This window comes from Citrobacter sp. RHBSTW-00570 (assembly GCF_013739755.1).
In the GTDB taxonomy this organism is placed as follows: Bacteria; Pseudomonadota; Gammaproteobacteria; order Enterobacterales; family Enterobacteriaceae; genus Citrobacter; species Citrobacter braakii.
The window spans coordinates 5,006,134-5,026,463 of the sequence record NZ_CP056399.1 but is presented as its reverse complement, the minus strand read 5'-3'; the positions used below and the strand labels follow the sequence as shown (position 1 = coordinate 5,026,463).

The following is a 20,330-nucleotide window of genomic DNA, read 5'->3' as shown; positions in this document are numbered from 1 at the left end:
CAATGCCGTTGCAGTGAGGGGCTGGGCTCTCACTGCCAATCCGAAGAGAATCGATGTGAAAGTACTGACTGTATTTGGTACGCGACCGGAGGCCATTAAGATGGCTCCTCTGGTTCATGCGCTGGAAAAAGATCCTGATTTTGAGGCAAAAGTTTGCGTTACGGCGCAGCATCGGGAGATGCTCGATCAGGTGTTGAATCTTTTTTCCATTGTACCTGACTACGATCTCAATATTATGCAGCCAGGTCAGGGACTAACAGAAATAACCTGCCGCATCCTGGAAGGGTTAAAGCCTATTTTGGCTGAATTCAAACCCGATGTGGTGTTGGTTCATGGTGATACCACAACCACGATTGCTACCAGTCTGGCCGCGTTCTATCAGCGCATCCCGGTGGGGCATGTAGAGGCTGGTTTACGTACAGGCGATCTCTATTCACCATGGCCGGAAGAGGCTAATCGTACGCTGACTGGGCGTCTGGCAATGTATCATTTTGCCCCAACAGAAAACTCGCGGCAAAATCTGTTACGAGAAGCTATCCCTGATGATCGTATTTTCGTCACGGGTAATACGGTTATTGACGCGTTGATCTGGGTTCGGGATCGCGTACTGGCGAGCGATGCATTGCGTGCTGAACTGGCAGAACATTATCCTTTCCTGAGCTCTGATAAAAAGATGATACTGGTGACCGGTCATCGTCGGGAAAGCTTCGGTCGCGGTTTTGAGCAAATCTGTCACGCCCTGGCGGAAATAGCCGCGTCTAACCAAAATGTGCAGATTGTCTATCCGGTACACCTGAACCCTAACGTCAGTGAGCCGGTCAATCGCATCCTGGGTCACGTTGAAAACGTGGTGTTGATTGAACCGCAGGACTACCTGCCATTCGTATGGCTGATGAATCACGCCTGGCTGATCCTTACTGATTCCGGCGGGATTCAGGAAGAAGCGCCGTCTCTGGGGAAACCTGTGCTGGTGATGCGCGAAACAACGGAGCGCCCGGAAGCTATTACCGCAGGGACTGTACGTCTGGTAGGTACAGACCCACAGCGGATTGTTGAAGAAGTCACGCGTTTGCTGCATGACGACAATGAATATCAGATCATGAGCCGCGCCCATAATCCGTATGGAGACGGGCAGGCATGTGACCGCATTTTAGATGCATTAAAAAATAATCGGATATCGCTATGAGTTTTACGACCATTTCTGTCATTGGGCTGGGTTATATCGGACTGCCAACGGCGGCTGCCTTTGCTTCCCGTCAAAAACACGTAATTGGCGTAGATATAAATCAACATGCGGTGGATACCATTAATCGCGGTGAAATTCACATCGTTGAGCCCGATCTGGGTGCGGTGGTGAAAACGGCGGTCGAAAATGGGTTTTTACGTGCGAGCGCGACTCCCGTAGATGCTGATGCGTATCTGATTGCGGTGCCTACCCCGTTCAAGGGAGATCATGAACCCGATATGGTCTACGTAGAAGCCGCGGCGAAATCTATTGCGCCAGTTTTGAAAAAAGGCGCATTGGTGATTCTGGAATCCACTTCACCTGTCGGGGCAACTGAACAGATGGCCGCATGGCTTGCAGAAATGCGGGCTGACCTGACTTTCCCGCAGCAGGTCGGTGAACAGGCGGACGTTAACATTGCTTATTGCCCAGAGCGCGTATTGCCGGGTCAGGTAATGGTCGAACTGATTAAAAACGATCGGGTGATTGGAGGAATGACCTCCGTCTGTTCCGCGCGCGCCAGCGAGCTGTACAACATCTTTCTCGAAGGCGAATGTGTGGTAACCAACGCCCGCACCGCAGAAATGTGTAAGCTGACGGAAAATAGCTTTCGCGATGTCAATATCGCCTTCGCCAACGAACTGTCGCTGATTTGCGCCGATCAGGGGATCAACGTCTGGGAACTGATTCGGCTGGCAAACCGCCATCCACGCGTGAATATTTTGCAGCCCGGCCCTGGCGTAGGTGGACACTGTATCGCGGTCGATCCGTGGTTTATCGTGGCGCAGAACCCGCAGCAGGCGAAATTGATCCGCACCGCGCGTGAGGTAAACGATGGTAAACCGCATTGGGTGGTCGATCGGGTAAAGGCTGCCGTAGCCGACTGTCTGGCGGATACCAACAAACGGGCTAGCGAAGTGAAAATTGCCTGTTTTGGTCTGGCATTCAAACCCAATATTGACGATTTGCGTGAAAGCCCGGCGATGGGAATTGCGCAGAATATTGCGCAATGGCACAAAGGCGAAATGCTGGTGGTGGAACCGAACATCCATCAACTGCCGAAAAAACTGGATGGTCTTTGCCAACTGGCGACGCTGGACGATGCTCTGGCACGTGCTGATGTGTTGGTCATGTTGGTTGACCATAATGAATTTAAAGGCATCAAAGGCGATGCGGTTCAACAGCAGTACATCGTTGATACCAAAGGGGTCTGGCGCTAATGAAACGAATTCTGGTTACCGGTGGAGCGGGATTTATCGGCTCGGCGGTTGTGCGACATATCATTCATGATACCGAGGATGCGGTGGTTGTGGTCGATAAGCTGACCTACGCCGGAAACCTGATGTCACTGGAGCCGGTTGCGCAGAATTCCCGTTTTGCCTTTGAGAAAGTGGATATTTGCGATCGGGCATCGCTCGACAGGGTGTTTCAACAATATCAGCCGGACTGCGTGATGCATCTGGCTGCAGAAAGCCATGTCGATCGTTCAATTGATGGTCCCGCCGCCTTTATCGAAACCAACATTGTGGGAACCTACACGCTGTTGGAAGCAGCGCGCGCTTACTGGAGTACATTAGCCAGCGAGGAAAAATTGGCGTTTCGTTTCCACCATATCTCGACTGACGAGGTGTATGGCGATCTCCATTCCACAGATGATTTCTTCACCGAAACCACGCCGTATGCGCCGAGCAGCCCTTATTCCGCGTCGAAAGCCAGCAGCGATCATCTGGTTCGCGCCTGGCTGCGTACCTACGGTCTACCAACGCTGATTACCAACTGTTCCAATAACTATGGTCCGTACCATTTCCCGGAAAAACTGATTCCGCTGATGATCCTCAACGCACTGGCGGGCAAACCGTTGCCGGTATATGGCAATGGTCAACAGATCCGTGACTGGTTGTATGTAGAAGATCACGCCAGGGCGCTCTATTGCGTGGCGACGACGGGCGCGGTTGGGGAAACCTATAATATTGGTGGCCATAACGAGCGTAAAAACCTGGATGTTGTCGAAACGGTTTGCAGCCTGTTGGAAGAGCTGGCTCCGCATAAACCGCAGGGCATCGCGCAGTACCGCGACTTGATCGCTTTTGTGGACGATCGCCCAGGCCATGATTTACGTTACGCCATTGATGCTTCAAAAATTGCGCGTGAACTCGGGTGGATGCCGCAGGAAACGTTTGAAAGTGGAATGCGCAAAACCGTGCAGTGGTATCTGGATAATCAGGCATGGTGGAAACCCGTGCAGGACGGCAGTTACCAGGGCGAACGTTTAGGTCTGAAGGGCTAACCGCCTGGTATTGCGGAGGAGACAACGCATGAAAGGTATCATTCTGGCGGGTGGCTCAGGTACTCGCCTGTATCCCATTACGCGGGGCGTATCGAAGCAACTATTGCCCATTTACGATAAGCCGATGATTTACTACCCGCTATCGGTACTGATGCTGGCGGGAATTCGCGAAATCCTGATTATCACCACTCCGGAAGATAAAGGCTATTTCCAGCGTTTGCTGGGCGATGGTTCTGAGTTTGGCATTGAACTGCACTATGCTGAGCAACCGAGCCCGGATGGATTAGCGCAGGCTTTTATTATCGGTGAAACGTTTCTTAACGGTGAACCATCGTGCCTGGTGTTAGGGGACAACATCTTCTTTGGTCAAGGATTCAGTCCAAAACTGCGTCATGTGGCCGCCAGAACGCAAGGCGCGACGGTGTTTGGCTATCAGGTCATGGACCCTGAACGTTTTGGTGTTGTTGAGTTTGATGACAATTTTCGCGCAGTCTCTCTGGAAGAGAAGCCGAAAGCGCCGAAATCTAATTGGGCGGTGACAGGGCTCTATTTTTATGACAGCAAAGTGGTGGAATACGCGAAACGCGTGAAACCTTCTGAGCGTGGGGAGCTGGAGATTACGTCTATCAACCAGATGTATCTTGATGACGGACATCTGACGGTTGAATTGCTTGGGCGTGGCTTTGCCTGGCTGGATACCGGTACGCATGACAGTTTGATCGAAGCGAGCACTTTTGTGCAGACGGTGGAGAAACGCCAGGGCTTTAAAATAGCCTGTCTGGAAGAAATCGCCTGGCGTAACGGCTGGCTGGATGACGAAGGCGTGAAGCGTGCCGCCAGTTCACTGGCCAAAACGGGTTATGGTCAATACCTGCTGGAGCTGCTCCGTGCTCGTCCGCGCCAGTATTGAGCCGCTTAGCTGGGAAAATACGTTCTTTGGCGTGAATAGCGCCATTGTCCGTTTTGACCAACGCGCGCCGGTTCTAACTGCGGATGCGTTGCTGCCCTGGTCGCGTGTACAAGCAAAAATACTTGCCGCAAATAGCCATGAATTAGATGCTCTGCAGCATTTGGGTTTCTCACTGGTAGAAGGTGAAGTCGATTTTGTACTGCCGGTGACGTGTGCCAGCGGCGACCCCGGTGCGCAGGTCGCGCAACCTACGGATATCCCGGTATTACGCCATCTGGCAGGACAGGCATTTGCGCAAAGTCGTTTTCGCGCCCCGTGGTATGCCGAAGATGCCAGCGCGCGTTTCTACGCACAGTGGATTGAAAACGCGGTACTGGGGACGTTTGATCATCAATGCCTCATTTTTCGTAAACCGACTGGTGAGATTCGTGGCTATGTCTCGCTGCGTGAACTGAATGCGACCGAGGCGAGAATTGGCCTGCTGGCCGGGCGTGGTGCGGGTGCAGAACTGATGCAGGCCGCGCTTTGTTGGGCACAGGCCCGCGGTAAAACAACATTGCGCGTGGCGACCCAAATGGGTAACACCGCCGCGCTTAAACGTTATATACACAGTGGTGCGAATGTGGAAAGCACCGCGTATTGGTTATACAGGTGACACGATGATTCCATTTAATGCACCGCCGGTGGTGGGAACTGAACTCGATTACATGCAGTCTGCGATGAATAGCGGCAAACTGTGTGGTGACGGTGGCTTTACCCGTCGCTGTCAGCAGTGGCTGGAGCAGCATTTTGGCAGTGAGAAAGTGCTGCTGACGCCTTCCTGCACCGCATCGCTTGAGATGGCGGCATTGCTGCTGGACATCCAGCCTGGCGATGAAGTCATTATGCCGAGCTACACGTTTGTCTCTACGGCCAATGCCTTCGTGTTGCGCGGCGCGAAAATCGTCTTTGTTGATATTCGCCCGGATACCATGAACATTGACGAAACGCTGATTGAAGCGGCGATCACCGATAAAACCCGCGCTATTGTGCCGGTACATTACGCGGGCGTGGCCTGCGAAATGGATACCATCATGGGGCTGGCCACTAAACATAACCTGTATGTGGTGGAAGATGCCGCCCAGGGCGTCATGTCGACCTACAAGGGGCGTGCGCTGGGTACGATTGGTCACATCGGCTGCTTTAGCTTCCATGAGACCAAAAACTATACCGCAGGCGGGGAAGGTGGAGCGACGCTGATTAATGATAAAAAATTAGTCGAGCGCGCAGAGATCATCCGTGAAAAAGGGACTAACCGTAGTCAGTTTTTCCGCGGCCAGGTAGATAAGTATACCTGGCGTGATATCGGTTCCAGCTATTTGATGTCCGATCTGCAGGCGGCTTATCTGTGGGCGCAGTTGGAAGCGGCTGATCGTATTAACCAGCAGCGTCTGGCGCTGTGGCAAAAGTATTACGATGCCCTGGAACCGCTGGCGCGTGCCGGGCGTATTGAGCTGCCTTCGATACCGGAGGGTTGCGTACAGAATGCCCATATGTTTTACATCAAACTGCGCGATATCGACGATCGCACGGCGTTGATTAACTTCCTGAAAGAAGCTGAAATTATGGCGGTGTTCCACTATATCCCGCTGCATGATTGCCCGGCTGGCGATAAATTCGGCATGTTTGCCGGTGTTGATCGTTACACCACCAAAGAGAGCGAACGCCTGCTGCGTTTACCGCTGTTCTACAATCTGTCGCCGGTGAACCAGCGAACAGTCATTACGACCTTACTCAACTACTTCGCCTGATATGTCGCTTGCAAAAGCGTCCTTATGGACGGCGGCCAGTACGCTGGTAAAAATTGGCGCAGGTTTGCTGGTTGTGAAGTTGCTGGCGGTGTCGTTTGGCCCGGCAGGCGTGGGGCAGGCGGGTAACTTCCGCCAGATGGTCACCGTGCTTGGCGTGTTGGCGGGGGCCGGCATTTTCAATGGCGTCACGAAATACGTTGCGCAGCATCATGACGATCCGGCCCGGCTCCGTAAGGTGGTCGGTACCTCTTCCGCGATGGTGCTGGGATTCTCTACGCTGATGGCGGTGATTTTTTTGCTGGCGGCCGCACCTATCAGTCAGGGATTATTTGGTCATACTCATTATCAGGGGCTGGTTCGACTGGTTGCGCTGGTGCAGATGGGCATAGCCTGGGCGAACCTGCTGCTGGCGCTGATGAAGGGCTTCCGCGATGCGGCGGGTAACGCGCTGTCGTTGATTGTGGGGAGCCTGGTGGGCGTAGCGGCTTATTATGGCTGTTATCGCCTGGGAGGGTATGAAGGCGCCTTGCTGGGCCTGGCGCTGGTACCTGCGCTGGTCGCTATCCCTGCCGCTATAATGCTGATTAAGCGTGGAACTATCCCCCTGCATTACCTGAAACCCTCGTGGGATAACGGTCTGGCAGGGCAGTTAAGCAAGTTTACGCTGATGGCGCTGATTACCTCCGTAACGCTGCCAGTGGCATACGTGATGATGCGAAACCTGTTGGCGGCGCAGTACAGCTGGGATGATGTGGGGATCTGGCAGGGGGTGAGCAGTATCTCCGATGCTTATCTGCAATTCATCACCGCCTCATTCAGCGTTTACTTGCTGCCGACGTTGTCGCGTTTGACTGAAAAGCGCGACATTACACGCGAAGTGATCAAGTCGTTGAAATTCGTGCTGCCGGCGGTTGCTGCCGCAAGCTTTACCGTCTGGCTACTGCGCGATTTTGCTATCTGGCTGCTTTTCTCCGCTAAATTCACCGCCATGCGCGACCTGTTCGCCTGGCAACTGGTCGGTGATGTGCTGAAAGTCGGCGCCTATGTTTTCGGTTATCTGGTGATCGCGAAAGCGTCGCTGCGGTTTTATATCTTGGCAGAAATTAGCCAGTTCATGTTATTGACGGCGTTTGCACATTGGCTGATCCCTGCACATGGTGCGCTGGGCGCGGCACAGGCTTACATGGCAACGTACATTGTCTATTTCTCTCTTTGTTGTGGCGTGTTTTTACTCTGGCGTAGGCGGGTATGACTGTACTGATTCACGTTCTGGGATCGGATATCCCTCACCATAACCAAACCGTGCTGCGGTTTTTCAACGACTCGCTGGCCGCGATGAGCGAGCACGCGCGCACGTTTATGGTTGCAGGTCAGGATGCCGGATTCAGAGAGAACTGCCCGGCGTTATCGCTAAGCTTCTATGGTGGGAAAAAGGCGCTGGCTGAAGCGGTTATCGCGAAAGCAAAAGCGGATCGCCAACAGCGTTTTTTCTTCCACGGTCAGTTCAACACCAGCCTGTGGTTAGCGCTGCTGAGCGGGGGAATTAAACCGGAGCAGTTTTACTGGCATATCTGGGGCGCGGATTTATATGAAGTCTCCAGTGGACTGAAATTTCGCCTGTTTTACCCCATTCGCCGTATGGCGCAGAACCGTGTGGGCTGCGTATTTGCCACGCGGGGTGATTTGAGCTATTTCGCCGAACAGCATCCGCGCGTGCGTGGCGAGTTGCTCTATTTCCCAACGCGGATGGATCCCTCGCTCAATAATATGAGCAACGCGTGTCAGCGCAGCGGCAAGATGACGGTGCTGGTTGGCAACTCTGGCGATCGCAGCAATGAGCATATTGCCGCGCTACGCGCCGTCCATCAGCAGTTCGGCGACACGGTGAATGTGATTGTACCGATGGGGTACCCCGCCGATAATGCGGCTTATATCGACGAGGTTCGTCAGGCCGGCCTGGCATTGTTTAGCGCTGAGAATCTGCAAATTTTAAGTGAAAAGCTGGAATTTGATGCCTATCTGACATTATTACGTCAGTGTGATTTGGGTTACTTTATTTTTGCCCGTCAGCAGGGGATCGGTACCCTGTGTTTACTGATTCAGGCCGGTATCCCGTGCGTGCTCAACCGTGAAAATCCCTTCTGGCAGGATATGGTGGAACAGAATCTCCCGGTGTTATTTACCACTGATGAGCTCAATGAAGGCGTCGTACGCGAAGCGCAGCGCCAGTTGGCATCGGTAGATAAAAATTCAATCACCTTCTTTAGCCCGAATTATCTGCAGCCGTGGCACAACGCGTTGCGTATTGCTTCAGGAGAAACCGTATGAGCCTGATGCAATTTAGCGGTCTGCTGGTGGTATGGCTGCTCTCCACCTTGTTTATCGCCACGCTGACCTGGTTTGAATTCCGCCGCGTGCGTTTTAACTTCAATGTTTTCTTCTCACTGCTGTTTTTGCTGACGTTCTTCTTCGGGTTCCCGTTGACCAGCATACTGGTGTTCCGTTTTGATGTGGCAGTGGCTCCGCCGGAGATCCTACTGCAGGCCTTGCTGTCAGCCGCCTGTTTCTATGCCGTCTACTACGTGACGTATAAAACCCGCCTTCGCAAGCGAGTCGAGGATAAGCCACGCAGGCCGCTATTTACCATCAATCGCGTTGAAGCGCATTTGACCTGGGTTATCCTGATGGCGATTGCATTGGTGAGCGTGGGCGTCTTCTTTATGCACAACGGATTCCTGCTGTTCAGACTGCAATCCTACAGCCAAATTTTTTCCAGCGAAGTCTCTGGCGTCGCTCTGAAGCGTTTCTTCTACTTCTTCATTCCGGCAATGCTGGTGGTCTATTTCCTGCGTCAGGACAGCAAAGCGTGGTTATTCTTCCTGGTGAGTACCGTCGCGTTTGGTTTGCTGACCTATATGATTGTTGGCGGGACGCGCGCCAATATCATCATTGCGTTTGCCATCTTCTTGTTTATCGGCATCATTCGCGGCTGGATTTCGCTGTGGATGCTGGCCGCCGCGGGCGTGTTGGGTATCGTCGGGATGTTCTGGCTGGCGCTGAAGCGCTATGGGATGAACGTTAGCGGCGACGAGGCGTTCTATACCTTCCTGTACCTCACGCGCGACACCTTCTCGCCGTGGGAGAATCTGGCGCTGTTGCTGCAAAATTACCACAATATTGAGTTTCAGGGGCTGGCGCCGATTGTCCGTGACTTCTACGTCTTTATCCCCTCCTGGCTGTGGCCTGGGCGGCCGAGTATTGTCCTCAACTCAGCGAACTACTTTACCTGGGAAGTGTTGAACAACCACTCAGGTCTGGCGATTTCGCCGACGTTAATTGGTTCACTGGTGGTGATGGGCGGGGCGCTGTTTATCCCGTTAGGCGCGATTGTCGTTGGACTCATCATCAAGTGGTTTGACTGGCTGTATGAGTTAGGCAACTGCGAAACCAATCGCTACAAGGCGGCGATTCTGCACAGTTTCTGTTTTGGCGCTATTTTCAATATGATCGTGTTGGCACGTGAAGGGCTGGATTCGTTTGTCTCGCGAGTGGTCTTTTTCCTCGTGATTTTCGGCGTGTGTCTGCTGGTGGCAAAACTGCTGTTTTGGCTATTCGATAGTGCGGGACTCATCCATAAACGAATCAAATCGCTGCCCCGGACACAGATTGAAGGATCGTAATGACAGATAACACAACTGCGCCACTCTACTCGCTGCGCGGGCTACAATTGATTGGCTGGCGCGATATGCAGCATGCGCTAAATTACCTGTTTGCCGAGGGACATCTCAGGTCAGGAACGCTGGTGGCAATCAACGCTGAGAAGATGCTGACGGCAGAAGATAACCCTGAAGTGCGGGATCTGATCAACGCCGCTGAGTTCAAATATGCGGATGGGATTAGCGTGGTGCGCTCAGTGCGCAAAAAATTTCCGCAGGCGCAGGTTTCACGCGTGGCAGGGGCTGATCTTTGGGAAGCGCTTATGGCGCGAGCCGGGCAGGAAGGAACGCCTGTCTTCCTGATTGGTGGCAAGCCTGAAGTTCTGGCGCAAACGGAAGCCAAACTGCGTGCCCAGTGGCGCGTGAACATTGTAGGCAGTCAGGACGGTTATTTTACCCCGGACCAGCGGCAGGCGTTGTTTGAACGTATCCACGCCAGCGGTGCGCAGATTGTGACGGTGGCGATGGGCTCGCCGAAACAAGAGATCTTTATGCGTGACTGCCGGAAGATTCACCCTGAAGCGCTGTATATGGGCGTCGGTGGTACCTACGACGTCTTTACCGGTCACGTTAAGCGTGCGCCGCGAATCTGGCAGACTCTGGGGCTGGAGTGGCTGTATCGCTTATTGTCGCAGCCAAGCCGTATCACTCGTCAACTTCGCTTATTACGCTATCTCCGCTGGCACTATACCGGCAACCTCTGACGCCCTCCCTCCTTTGATAAGTAGCGTGATCTGCTAATTACGCTACTTATTCACAACATAATCGCTGCTTTCTCGCACAATCTATTTATTTTTTGAATGCTTTAATTGCCATTTAAGCGATTTTAGGAAACCATTCGCAACAATCATTGCAGTGCCGTGGTGTTTTTGACGCCAACCGTTAAGCGGTCGGTGCCGTATGGCCTGTTATGGCATAACAAGATGTACCCATAACGAGAACCGGTAATACCGGACAGTATGCAAACACAACAAGAGGATTTATGGCCGAGAACAAACCTGAGCTACAGCGTGGGCTGGAGGCTCGTCACATCGAATTAATTGCCCTTGGGGGGACAATTGGCGTCGGGCTATTTATGGGGGCCGCCAGTACCCTGAAATGGGCGGGACCTTCGGTTCTGCTGGCATACATTGTCGCCGGGCTGTTCGTCTTTTTCATTATGCGTTCTATGGGGGAGATGTTATTCCTCGAGCCGGTTGCCGGTTCATTTGCTGTTTACGCCCATCGTTATATGAGCCCCTTCTTTGGTTATCTCACCGCCTGGTCATACTGGTTTATGTGGATGGCGGTGGGGATATCAGAGATTACCGCCATCGGGGTGTACGTCCAGTTCTGGTTCCCGGAAATGGCACAATGGATACCCGCACTGATAGCTGTCGGACTGGTTGCGTTGGCAAATCTCGCCGCGGTTCGCCTGTATGGTGAAATTGAGTTCTGGTTTGCCATGATTAAAGTGACCACCATCATTGTGATGATCGTCATTGGATTAGGGGTGATTTTCTTCGGTTTTGGCAATGGCGGTCAGGCGATCGGCTTTGGCAACCTGACTGAGCATGGCGGCTTCTTTGCTGGTGGTTGGAAGGGCTTCCTGACGGCATTGTGTATTGTCGTGGCTTCTTACCAGGGTGTGGAGCTGATCGGCATTACTGCGGGTGAAGCGAAGAATCCGCAGGTCACGCTGCGTAGTGCAGTAGGGAAAGTGCTGTGGCGTATTCTGATTTTCTACGTCGGTGCGATTTTTGTTATCGTCACTATTTTCCCGTGGAATGAGATTGGCAGTAACGGTAGCCCGTTTGTTTTGACCTTTGCCAAGATTGGTATTACCGCCGCGGCAGGGATTATTAACTTTGTGGTCCTGACGGCGGCGCTGTCGGGCTGTAACAGTGGGATGTACAGCTGTGGGCGTATGCTTTACACGCTGGCAAAGAATCGCCAGTTACCTGCCGCCGTTGGAAAAGTTTCGCGCCAGGGCGTGCCGGTTGCCGGCGTGGCTATTTCTATCGCGATCCTGCTGGTTGGTTCGTGCCTGAACTACATCATTCCCAACCCGCAGCGTGTGTTCGTTTATGTCTATAGCGCCAGCGTGCTGCCGGGGATGGTACCGTGGTTTGTGATCCTGATAAGCCAGATACGTTTCCGTCAGGCGCATAAAGCGGCGATCGCCAGTCATCCTTTCCGCTCGATTCTTTTCCCGTGGGCGAACTATTTGACGATGGCGTTCCTGATTTGCGTATTAATCGGCATGTACTTTAATGAAGATACCCGAATGTCGCTGTTTGTTGGCATTATCTTCTTACTGGCCGTGACGCTCATTTATAAGGTTTTTGGCCTGAATCGTCATGGCACAGCCCAAAAATTGCAGGAATAAGCGACAAAACGCACAAACCATGACCAAACGATAATTTATTTTAAAAAAGCACTAGACAGCAGACCGAGACCTCCGTAATATCCAGCCCCGCAACGGCGCTAAGCGCCCGTAGCTCAGCTGGATAGAGCGCTGCCCTCCGGAGGCAGAGGTCTCAGGTTCGAATCCTGTCGGGCGCACCATTTAGTAAGGTGCCGGAGCTGCGGTGGTTTTAATACCGCGTAAAAGATTTGCAGTGGTGGCTATAGCTCAGTTGGTAGAGCCCTGGATTGTGATTCCAGTTGTCGTGGGTTCGAATCCCATTAGCCACCCCATTAATTTAAAGTTGTGAAATGCGAAGGTGGCGGAATTGGTAGACGCGCTAGCTTCAGGTGTTAGTGTCCTTAGGATGTGGGGGTTCGAGTCCCCCCCCTCGCACCACGACTTAAAGAATTGAACTAAAAATTCAAAAAGCAGTAAAACGGCGAGTAGCGCAGCTTGGTAGCGCAACTGGTTTGGGACCAGTGGGTCGGAGGTTCGAATCCTCTCTCGCCGACCAATTTTGAACCCCGCTTCGGCGGGGTTTTTTGTTTTCTGATTTTCCCTTCTCAGCCTTTATTTCCCCGAATTTCCTGATGTCTTAAAAAGTCCGGTTCCATTGTTTTTGCAGTGCAATCGTGGCATGCCTTGTGCAATAATATACGGGTAGATGCTCATTCCATCTCTTATGTTCGCCATCTGGCCTCATAAACTCAGGAATGATGCAGAGCCGTTTACGGTGCTTATCGTCCACAGACAGATGTCGCTCTGGCCTCATCAAACACCATGGACATAACGTTGAGTGAAGCACCCATTTATGTTGTCATACAGACCTGTTTAGCGCCTGCTCCAAAAGAGCGGGCGTTTTTTTATGCATATACACCTCATCCTTCAAGTCGCCTCGAAGCATCTCGAATGATTTGGTGTATATGAAATAACGGTAGGCCCGGTAAGCGAAGCGTCACCGGGCAAGAGGGAATTACTGCGGGGGATTGTTGTTCTGCAGCGTCAACATCAGGCCATCACGACGCATGGTGGCGGCTTCTTCTGGCTGATGCAGTCTGTCCAGCGCGTCAGCAAGCCAGGCGTAGTCATAGGCATCTGGATGCTGTTTGAGAGCGGCACGGAAGGCGAACGTGGCTTCCTGCCATTCGCCGTGCTTCATTAGCGACTGGCCCAGCGTGCTCCACAGTAATGGGCGATCGCCGACGGCTTTAATCTGCTGGCGCAACACTTTTTCTATCTGTTCCGGGTTGTTGGTTTTCAGACGCGGGATCGGCAGCACCAGGCGGTCGTCATACTGGCGTTTAAGACCATCAATGATGACCTGCTGTGCCGTATCGTGATCGTCACACTCAATCAGATGTTCAGCCATTGCCACCTGCAGGGCAACCTGGTGACGGGTTTTACGGTTCTGGTTTTTCCACCATGCACGTAGACCCTCGCTGCCCTGATCGGCGCGAACCTGATCCATCAGACCAACCCATGCCTGCTGTTCCAGCATCGCGCGGTGCTCGTCATCACCCACGTGCGCTTTTGCCATGGATGGAATGATATCCAGTAACGAACTCCATGCACCGGTACGAATGTAGGCCTGTTCAGCCAGACGCAGCACTTCCGGATGACGTGGCGTCACTTCCAGCAGTTTATCTACGCTGTGGCGTGCGGCGTGATTTTCATTACGTGCCAGCTGCAGGCGAACGCGAGTGATTTCTACCGGGATCGTATCATTTCCGGCCAGTTCGGCAGCACGCTCAAGGTGTTGGTTGGCACGAGCTTCGTCACCGCGCTGTTGAGCAGCTTCTGCCGCCAGCAGGTAATTCACTACCGGCTGTTCTGCATGATCGGCGTTTTTCGACATCAGCTTTTCAACCTGCTGATAATCGCCTTCTGCCAGCTTGAGCAGCGCCTGCTCGGTCTGCTTACGGGCGCGACGACGCTTCCGACCGACAAACCATCCGCGGGTATGCGCGCCAGTGCGGAAAATTCGGCGCAGCAGCCATTCAATCGCAAACAGGACGACCATTGCGACGATCAGAATGATCACCAGACCCGTCACGCTGGTTTCGATATTGTAATTATCCGTCTGGATCAGTACGTAGCCCTGATGACCGGCAATCATTGGACCGACAACGATCCCGGCGATCAACAGCACAAAGAGCAATAATACTTTTAGCATCATTATTCTCCTTGCGGCGCAGTTGCCGGAGTTTCAGCTGAAGGCGCAGGAGTTGCTGCAACCGGCGCTGTGGCAGGCTGTGCCAGTAAATTACGTACGCGGGTCTGCATGAGCTTGTCGAGAAGCGCCTGGCTCTGCAGCGTTTCCGGTACGTCCATGCTGATGCTTTGTTGGCTCAGTTGGTCTACCTCTTCAAGGAAAGCTTTGGTGGCTGCATCGTCGGTGTCGTAGTAGGCGCGCACCCAGGTGGAGACGTTTTCCAGCGCCTGGCGATATGTTTCCTCCTGATGACGCGGCACGGCCTGTGCGGCCACTAACAGGCGAGAACGGATATTTTCACGTAAGTAAACGTCCTGGTTCGGTGCCAGCAGCGGGACGGCGGTTTCATCACGACGGCGAACGGTGATAAAGCTGTCCATAAAGTTCTGCCAGCTTTTTTGCAGATTGATGCGCCATTCGCTGATCGAGCTGGAAAGCTCGCTGCTGTCGGAATCCATCGGCGAATCGTCGGTATCGTTGTCGGCCAGACGCAGGTTATCAATCTGGTTAGAGAGCTGATTCACTTTCAGGATAATGCCGTCATAGTCGACCTGAGTCACCGCAGAGAGGCTCGCGATATCGTCGGTAATCGCGCGACGGGCGGTAATCAGGCTTGGGTCATTCATATCCGCCAGGCTGGCGTCAGCGCTTTTCAGCAGCGCCGCGGCGGTAGTAACGTCCTGATCGCTCCATAATTTGCGACCGGCCAGTTTCACCAGAAAATCAGCCTGCGCCAGCAGCCATGTCCCGGCATCGCTGCCGGAGATAGTGGCGACTTTTTGCTGGACTTCGTCAAGCTGTTTGACCAGCGCGGCCTGCTGGCGAGCGGCTTCATCCAACTGCGTTGCCTGCTGCTTAATAATGCCTTCCAGCTCAGCTTTTTGGCTTTCTTGCGCTTTTTGCAACGCCGTAAGCTGGTTCGCCAGCGCATCGCTGGTTGCTGTCTGCGTTGTTGCCTGCTGTTTCCCCCAACCGTACAGCCCAACGCCTGCAGCCAGCGCAATAGCAATCGCCACAGCGCTCAGAATCAGCGCCGTGCTGTTCTTACTCTTTTTTTCAGTATTGACTGGCTGTGACGTGGTTTCCACGGCCTCCCTGGTCTCTTCAACCACGGCGGAGGATTTTTCTTGTTCCGTCATTATGGCATCCCATTATGAGAGTTATTGTAATGCGCGTAGTAGCGCATCGTTGTCGGCGTTATCAGCGACCTTAATATCTTGCCAGCCCAGTTCCCGGGCGAGGTGCGCCAGACGCTCACTGACGACCAGCAGCCGACAGCGTAGTAACCAGTGCTCACGATACCACTGCGGAATGAGCGACCAGAGCTGTTGTAGCATCTCTCCGCTGGTGACAACCACCGTGGTCACACCACGAGATTGCCAGCGCATCGCTTCTTCTGCACCATCGTAATATTTTGCACTGCGTTGATAACATTCACAAAAATCGACATCAGCTCCGCGTGCTGTCAGGGTTTCACCTATCAGCTCACGGCCACCATTACCGCGTAATATAAGCGCGCGTTTTCCCGCAATATTTTGTAATTCAGGTAATTGTAGCAAGACTTCGCTAATTTCCCGATCCAGAGGGTAGTGAATATTGAAACCGCTAACGGTATGCAGCGCCAGCGCCGTTGTGCGACCAATGGCAAAATAACGCGGAAGGGAGGGCCAGCTTTTCCCCTGTTGCTGAAGCTCGGCATCTGCAAAGGTGACGGCGTGCTGCGAGAGGGCGAAGACCAGATCGTTTTCCGTTAGCGCCGACAGCCGGGAAGCCAGCGTTGCCAGCTCCCGACCGGGCGAAAACTCGATGAGCGGAAAGCTCCAGGCCACCCGCCCCAGTGTGCGCAGACGGCTCACTAACTCTTCCCCTGCGGGAGACGGGCGGGTGACCAGAATACTCATGCGGGGGCTTCTCCGTTGTAAACTTCAGCCAGAATGGTGCGCGCACCGTTCTCCAGCAGCTCTTCAGCCAGAGAGATGCCCATCTGTTCAGCTTCCTGCGCGGCGCCGCGACGTTCTCCGCATACCATCTGCGAACCGTCAGGCGCGCCGACCAGCGCCCGCAGCCAAATCTCACCGTTAAGGAGTTCTGCATAACTGCCGATAGGGACCTGACATCCCCCTTCCAGGCGGGTATTCATGGCGCGTTCGGCTTTGACGCGCAGCGCAGTCTCTTCATGGTTGAGCGGCGCTAACAGCGCCTGAGTGCGCATATCATCCAGTCGACATTCTATGCCAACTGCGCCTTGCCCGACAGCGGGTAGGGAGACTTCCGGCGGCAGAGCGGTGCGGACTCGCGACTCAAGACCTAAACGTTTTAATCCGGCGACCGCCAGAATAATGGCGTCATAATCGCCGTTATCCAGTTTGCTCAGACGCGTACCTACGTTACCGCGCAGCGAACGGATGACGAGATCCGGGCGACGCTTTGCCAACTGGCACTGGCGACGCAAACTGGATGTCCCGACGATGCTGCCTGCCGGGAGTTCATCCAGCGTGTTGTACTTATTTGAGACGAAAGCATCACGCGGATCCTCTCGCTCGCAAATGGTGACCAGTCCAAGACCGTCAGGGAATTCAACCGGCACATCCTTCATGGAATGCACGGCGATATCGGCGCGTTTTTCCAGCAGCGCGACTTCCAGCTCTTTAACAAACAACCCTTTCCCCCCGACTTTCGCCAGCGGGGTATCAAGGATCACATCGCCACGGGTTACCATCGGAACCAGTTCCACGATCAGACCGGGGTGGTTTGCCATTAAGGCGTCTTTGACATAATGTGCCTGCCAGAGCGCAAGGGGGCTTTGGCGTGTGGCAATTCTCAAAACATTGTCTAACATGCTTGTTACCGTCATTATCAATCATTGACCATCCTAACATCCTTATCAAAGGGATGTCAGCGTTACGCTCAAACGTGAGTGAGAGGAAAAGGCGCTGCATCATCACTGGCAGTGAATAATGACGAGAAACCTCCCGACCGTATGAAGGAATTTACACGTAACGAACGGTGCTACACTTGTATGTAGCGCATCTTTCTTTACGGTCAATGAGCAAGGTGTTAAATTGATCACGTTTTAGACCATTTTTTCGGCTGTACAGCATAAAAAAATATGGGCGAAAAAACAGGTAACGGTTATTTTTGACATACGGTTTATCCGAATTGATGACGATTATTGTGAGCGCTTGTGCCGCAGCAATCGACAACATGACGGATAGCAACATCAGGCGATACGTCTTGTACCTCTATATTGAGACTCTGAAACAGAGACTGGATGCCATAAATCAACTGCGTGTGGATCGCGCGCTTGCTGCCATGGGACCAGCCTTCCAGCAGGTATACAGTCTGCTGCCGACATTATTGCACTACCACCATCCGCTGATGCCGGGTTACCTTGATGGTAACGTTCCCAAAGGCATATGCCTTTACACGCCTGATGAAACCCAACGCCACTACCTGAACGAACTGGAACTGTACCGCGGTATGTCACCGCAGGATCCTCCCAAGGGCGAACTGCCTATCACCGGCGTTTACTCAATGGGCAGCACCTCTTCGGTAGGGCAAAGCTGTTCCTCTGACCTTGATATTTGGGTCTGCCATCAATCCTGGCTGGATAGCGAAGAGCGCCAACTGCTGCAGCGTAAATGTAGCCTGCTGGAAAGCTGGGCCGCCTCGCTGGGCGTGGAAGTCAGCTTCTTCCTGATTGATGAAAACCGTTTCCGCCACAATGAAAGCGGCAGTTTGGGTGGTGAAGACTGTGGCTCGACGCAGCATATCCTGTTGCTTGATGAATTCTATCGCACCGCTGTGCGTCTCGCGGGTAAACGTATTCTGTGGAATATGGTGCCGGGCGACGAAGAAGAGCATTACGACGATTACGTCATGACGCTTTACGCACAGGGGGTGTTAACGCCAAACGAATGGCTGGATCTCGGCGGACTCAGTTCGCTTTCCGCCGAAGAGTACTTTGGCGCCAGCCTCTGGCAGCTGTACAAGAGTATCGACTCCCCGTACAAAGCGGTATTGAAAACGCTGCTGCTGGAAGCTTATTCCTGGGAATACCCCAATCCACGCCTGTTGGCGAAAGATATCAAACAGCGCCTGCACGATGGTGAGATCGTCTCTTTTGGTCTCGACCCTTACTGCATGATGCTGGAGCGCGTTACCGAGTACCTCACGGCGATCGAAGACCCGACTCGTCTGGATTTAGTGCGTCGATGTTTCTACTTAAAAGTGTGTGAGAAACTGAGCCGCGAGCGCGCCTGCGTGGGCTGGCGTCGTGAAGTATTAAGTCAGTTAGTGAAAGAGTGGGGCTGGGATGACGCCCGTCTGACCATGCTGGATAACCGCGCTAACTGGAAGATTGACCAGGTACGCGAAGCGCATAACGAACTGCTCGATGCGATGATGCAGAGCTATCGTAACCTGATCCGTTTTGCCCGCCGAAATAACCTCAGCGTGAGCGCCAGCCCGCAGGATATCGGCGTGCTGACCCGTAAGCTGTATGCCGCGTTTGAAGCATTACCAGGTAAAGTAACGCTGGTGAACCCGCAGATATCTCCGGATCTCTCGGAACCGAATCTGACCTTTATCCATGTGCCGCCGGGCCGTGCCAACCGTTCGGGTTGGTATCTCTATAACCGCGCGCCTAACATGGACTCGATCATCAGCCATCAGCCGCTGGAATATAACCGCTACCTCAATAAACTGGTGGCGTGGGCCTGGTTCAACGGCCTGCTGACCTCGCGTACGCATTTATTTATTAAGGGCAACGGCATTGTTGATTTGCCGAAGCTGCAAGAAATGGTCGCCGACGTGTCGCACCACTTCCCGCTGCGATTGCCAGCGCCAACGCCGAAGGCGCTCTATAGCCCGTGCGAGATTCGCCACCTGGCGATTATCGTTAACCTTGAATATGACCCGACGGCAGCATTTCGCAATCAGGTGGTACATTTTGATTTCCGTAAGCTGGACGTCTTCAGCTTTGGCGAAGAACAAAATTGCCTGGTGGGTAGCGTCGACCTGCTGTACCGCAACTCGTGGAATGAAGTGCGTACGCTGCACTTCAACGGTGAGCAGGCGATGATTGAAGCGTTAAAAACGATTCTGGGCAAAATGCACCAGGATGCCGCGCCGCCGGATAGCGTCGAGGTTTTCTGCTATAGCCAGCATCTGCGCGGTTTAATTCGCACCCGCGTGCAGCAACTGGTGTCTGAGTGCATCGAGTTGCGCCTCTCCAGCACCCGTCAGGAAACCGGACGCTTCAAAGCGCTGCGCGTTTCTGGTCAGACGTGGGGTCTGTTCTTCGAGCGCCTGAACGTCTCGGTACAGAAGCTGGAAAACGCGATTGAATTTTATGGCGCGATTTCACATAACAAACTGCACGGGCTTTCCGTTCAGGTTGAGACCAATCATGTGAAACTCCCGTCAGTGGTTGACGGTTTTGCCAGCGAAGGGATCATTCAGTTCTTTTTCGAAGAAACGGGTGATGAGCAGGGCTTTAATATCTACATTCTGGATGAGAGTAATCGGGCTGAGGTGTATCATCACTGCGAAGGCAGCAAAGAGGAGTTGGTACGCGATGTCAGCCGTTTCTACTCGTCGTCGCACGATCGCTTTACCTACGGCTCCAGCTTCATCAACTTTAACCTGCCGCAGTTCTATCAGATTGTGAAAACCGACGGGCGCGCGCAGGTGATCCCGTTCCGTACCCAGCCGATTAGCGCCGTGCCGCCCGTCAGTCAGGAAAACGACACTCCGCTGTTGCAGCAGTATTTCTCGTGAGCATGATGCCGGATAAGCGA

The 20,330-nt window shown here is 53.3% G+C and carries 16 protein-coding genes and 4 tRNA genes; 16 read left to right on the top strand and 4 right to left on the bottom strand.

The window, feature by feature from the left end:
- The first annotated feature begins 55 nt into the window (after positions 1–55).
- The 15 genes from wecB (at position 56) to HV237_RS23765 (ending at position 12,831) form a co-directional block, all read left to right on the top strand.
- A complete protein-coding gene (gene wecB / locus HV237_RS23835; RefSeq protein WP_047358757.1) occupies positions 56–1,186 on the top strand; it encodes a UDP-N-acetylglucosamine 2-epimerase (non-hydrolyzing) in 1,131 nt (376 codons plus the stop codon).
- Complete coding sequence (gene wecC / locus HV237_RS23830) at positions 1,183–2,445, top strand: UDP-N-acetyl-D-mannosamine dehydrogenase (RefSeq protein ID WP_047358756.1); 1,263 nt, start codon at positions 1,183–1,185, stop codon at positions 2,443–2,445. The genes wecB and wecC overlap by 4 nt, the downstream gene beginning before the upstream one ends.
- On the top strand, positions 2,445–3,512 hold the full coding sequence (gene rffG / locus HV237_RS23825; RefSeq protein ID WP_047358755.1) for a dTDP-glucose 4,6-dehydratase: 1,068 nt from the start codon (positions 2,445–2,447) through the stop codon (positions 3,510–3,512). Before wecC ends, rffG begins: the two co-directional genes overlap by 1 nt.
- A 28-nt stretch (positions 3,513–3,540) precedes the next feature.
- Positions 3,541–4,422, top strand: coding sequence for a glucose-1-phosphate thymidylyltransferase RfbA (gene rfbA / locus HV237_RS23820; protein WP_016155112.1), 882 nt, complete (start codon positions 3,541–3,543; stop codon positions 4,420–4,422).
- On the top strand, positions 4,400–5,077 hold the full coding sequence (rffC, locus tag HV237_RS23815; RefSeq protein ID WP_047358754.1) for a dTDP-4-amino-4,6-dideoxy-D-galactose acyltransferase: 678 nt from the start codon (positions 4,400–4,402) through the stop codon (positions 5,075–5,077). The genes rfbA and rffC overlap by 23 nt, the downstream gene beginning before the upstream one ends.
- A 4-nt stretch (positions 5,078–5,081) precedes the next feature.
- Positions 5,082–6,212: a dTDP-4-amino-4,6-dideoxygalactose transaminase gene (gene rffA / locus HV237_RS23810; protein WP_046274884.1), complete on the top strand. Its 1,131-nt coding sequence runs from the start codon at positions 5,082–5,084 to the stop codon at positions 6,210–6,212.
- 1 nt (position 6,213) lies between these two features.
- Positions 6,214–7,464, top strand: coding sequence for a lipid III flippase WzxE (gene wzxE, locus HV237_RS23805; protein WP_047358753.1), 1,251 nt, complete (start codon positions 6,214–6,216; stop codon positions 7,462–7,464).
- Positions 7,461–8,540, top strand: coding sequence for a TDP-N-acetylfucosamine:lipid II N-acetylfucosaminyltransferase (locus HV237_RS23800; RefSeq protein ID WP_047358752.1), 1,080 nt, complete (start codon positions 7,461–7,463; stop codon positions 8,538–8,540). The genes wzxE and HV237_RS23800 overlap by 4 nt, the downstream gene beginning before the upstream one ends.
- The gene (gene wzyE, locus HV237_RS23795; RefSeq protein ID WP_047358751.1) at positions 8,537–9,892 is read left to right on the top strand and encodes an ECA oligosaccharide polymerase; all 1,356 of its coding nucleotides are present in this window, start codon (positions 8,537–8,539) and stop codon (positions 9,890–9,892) included. The genes HV237_RS23800 and wzyE overlap by 4 nt, the downstream gene beginning before the upstream one ends.
- Positions 9,892–10,632: a lipopolysaccharide N-acetylmannosaminouronosyltransferase gene (wecG, locus tag HV237_RS23790; protein WP_047358750.1), complete on the top strand. Its 741-nt coding sequence runs from the start codon at positions 9,892–9,894 to the stop codon at positions 10,630–10,632. Before wzyE ends, wecG begins: the two co-directional genes overlap by 1 nt.
- Positions 10,633–10,910: 278 nt before the next feature.
- Positions 10,911–12,296 carry an amino acid permease gene (locus HV237_RS23785; RefSeq protein WP_047358749.1) on the top strand — a complete coding sequence of 462 codons (1,386 nt, stop codon included), beginning with the start codon at positions 10,911–10,913 and terminating at the stop codon, positions 12,294–12,296.
- Between the two features lie 102 nt (positions 12,297–12,398).
- Positions 12,399–12,475: transfer RNA gene (locus HV237_RS23780), tRNA-Arg, on the top strand.
- A gap of 56 nt (positions 12,476–12,531) precedes the next feature.
- Positions 12,532–12,607, top strand: a tRNA-His gene (locus tag HV237_RS23775).
- Between the two features lie 20 nt (positions 12,608–12,627).
- Positions 12,628–12,713 (top strand) — tRNA-Leu (locus HV237_RS23770).
- Positions 12,714–12,754: 41 nt separating this feature from the next.
- Positions 12,755–12,831: transfer RNA gene (locus tag HV237_RS23765), tRNA-Pro, on the top strand.
- Positions 12,832–13,290: 459 nt separating this feature from the next.
- Here the strand turns inward: HV237_RS23765 and hemY are convergent.
- From hemY to hemC, 4 genes are read right to left on the bottom strand one after another with little or no spacing between them, the layout of a single operon-like run.
- Positions 13,291–14,490, bottom strand: coding sequence for a protoheme IX biogenesis protein HemY (hemY, locus tag HV237_RS23760; protein WP_047358748.1), 1,200 nt, complete (start codon positions 14,488–14,490; stop codon positions 13,291–13,293).
- A 2-nt stretch (positions 14,491–14,492) separates the two neighbouring features.
- Positions 14,493–15,668, bottom strand: a complete 1,176-nt coding sequence (gene hemX / locus HV237_RS23755; RefSeq protein ID WP_047358747.1) for a uroporphyrinogen-III C-methyltransferase — start codon at positions 15,666–15,668, stop codon at positions 14,493–14,495.
- A gap of 21 nt (positions 15,669–15,689) precedes the next feature.
- Positions 15,690–16,430, bottom strand: a complete 741-nt coding sequence (hemD, locus tag HV237_RS23750) for a uroporphyrinogen-III synthase (RefSeq protein WP_046274889.1) — start codon at positions 16,428–16,430, stop codon at positions 15,690–15,692.
- Positions 16,427–17,368 carry a hydroxymethylbilane synthase gene (gene hemC / locus HV237_RS23745; protein ID WP_046274890.1) on the bottom strand — a complete coding sequence of 314 codons (942 nt, stop codon included), beginning with the start codon at positions 17,366–17,368 and terminating at the stop codon, positions 16,427–16,429. Before hemC ends, hemD begins: the two co-directional genes overlap by 4 nt.
- A 395-nt stretch (positions 17,369–17,763) precedes the next feature.
- On the opposite strand from hemC, the gene cyaA reads away from it, so the two are divergent.
- The gene (gene cyaA, locus HV237_RS23740; RefSeq protein WP_019078435.1) at positions 17,764–20,310 is read left to right on the top strand and encodes a class I adenylate cyclase; all 2,547 of its coding nucleotides are present in this window, start codon (positions 17,764–17,766) and stop codon (positions 20,308–20,310) included.
- Positions 20,311–20,330 lie beyond the last annotated feature (20 nt).

Excerpts from the sequence above, each read along its gene's own strand:
- HV237_RS23785 (WP_047358749.1), top strand. The coding sequence starts at position 10,911 with ATGGCCGAGAACAAACCTGAGCTACAGCGTGGGCTGGAGGCTCGTCAC.
- hemD (WP_046274889.1), bottom strand. The coding sequence starts at position 16,430 with ATGAGTATTCTGGTCACCCGCCCGTCTCCCGCAGGGGAAGAGTTAGTG.
- rfbA (WP_016155112.1), top strand. The coding sequence starts at position 3,541 with ATGAAAGGTATCATTCTGGCGGGTGGCTCAGGTACTCGCCTGTATCCC.
- hemX (WP_047358747.1), bottom strand. The coding sequence starts at position 15,668 with ATGACGGAACAAGAAAAATCCTCCGCCGTGGTTGAAGAGACCAGGGAG.
- wzyE (WP_047358751.1), top strand. The coding sequence starts at position 8,537 with ATGAGCCTGATGCAATTTAGCGGTCTGCTGGTGGTATGGCTGCTCTCC.
- wecG (WP_047358750.1), top strand. The coding sequence starts at position 9,892 with ATGACAGATAACACAACTGCGCCACTCTACTCGCTGCGCGGGCTACAA.
- wecC (WP_047358756.1), top strand. The coding sequence starts at position 1,183 with ATGAGTTTTACGACCATTTCTGTCATTGGGCTGGGTTATATCGGACTG.
- HV237_RS23800 (WP_047358752.1), top strand. The coding sequence starts at position 7,461 with ATGACTGTACTGATTCACGTTCTGGGATCGGATATCCCTCACCATAAC.
- hemY (WP_047358748.1), bottom strand. The coding sequence starts at position 14,490 with ATGCTAAAAGTATTATTGCTCTTTGTGCTGTTGATCGCCGGGATCGTT.
- rffA (WP_046274884.1), top strand. The coding sequence starts at position 5,082 with ATGATTCCATTTAATGCACCGCCGGTGGTGGGAACTGAACTCGATTAC.
- hemC (WP_046274890.1), bottom strand. The coding sequence starts at position 17,368 with ATGTTAGACAATGTTTTGAGAATTGCCACACGCCAAAGCCCCCTTGCG.
- wzxE (WP_047358753.1), top strand. The coding sequence starts at position 6,214 with ATGTCGCTTGCAAAAGCGTCCTTATGGACGGCGGCCAGTACGCTGGTA.
- rffG (WP_047358755.1), top strand. The coding sequence starts at position 2,445 with ATGAAACGAATTCTGGTTACCGGTGGAGCGGGATTTATCGGCTCGGCG.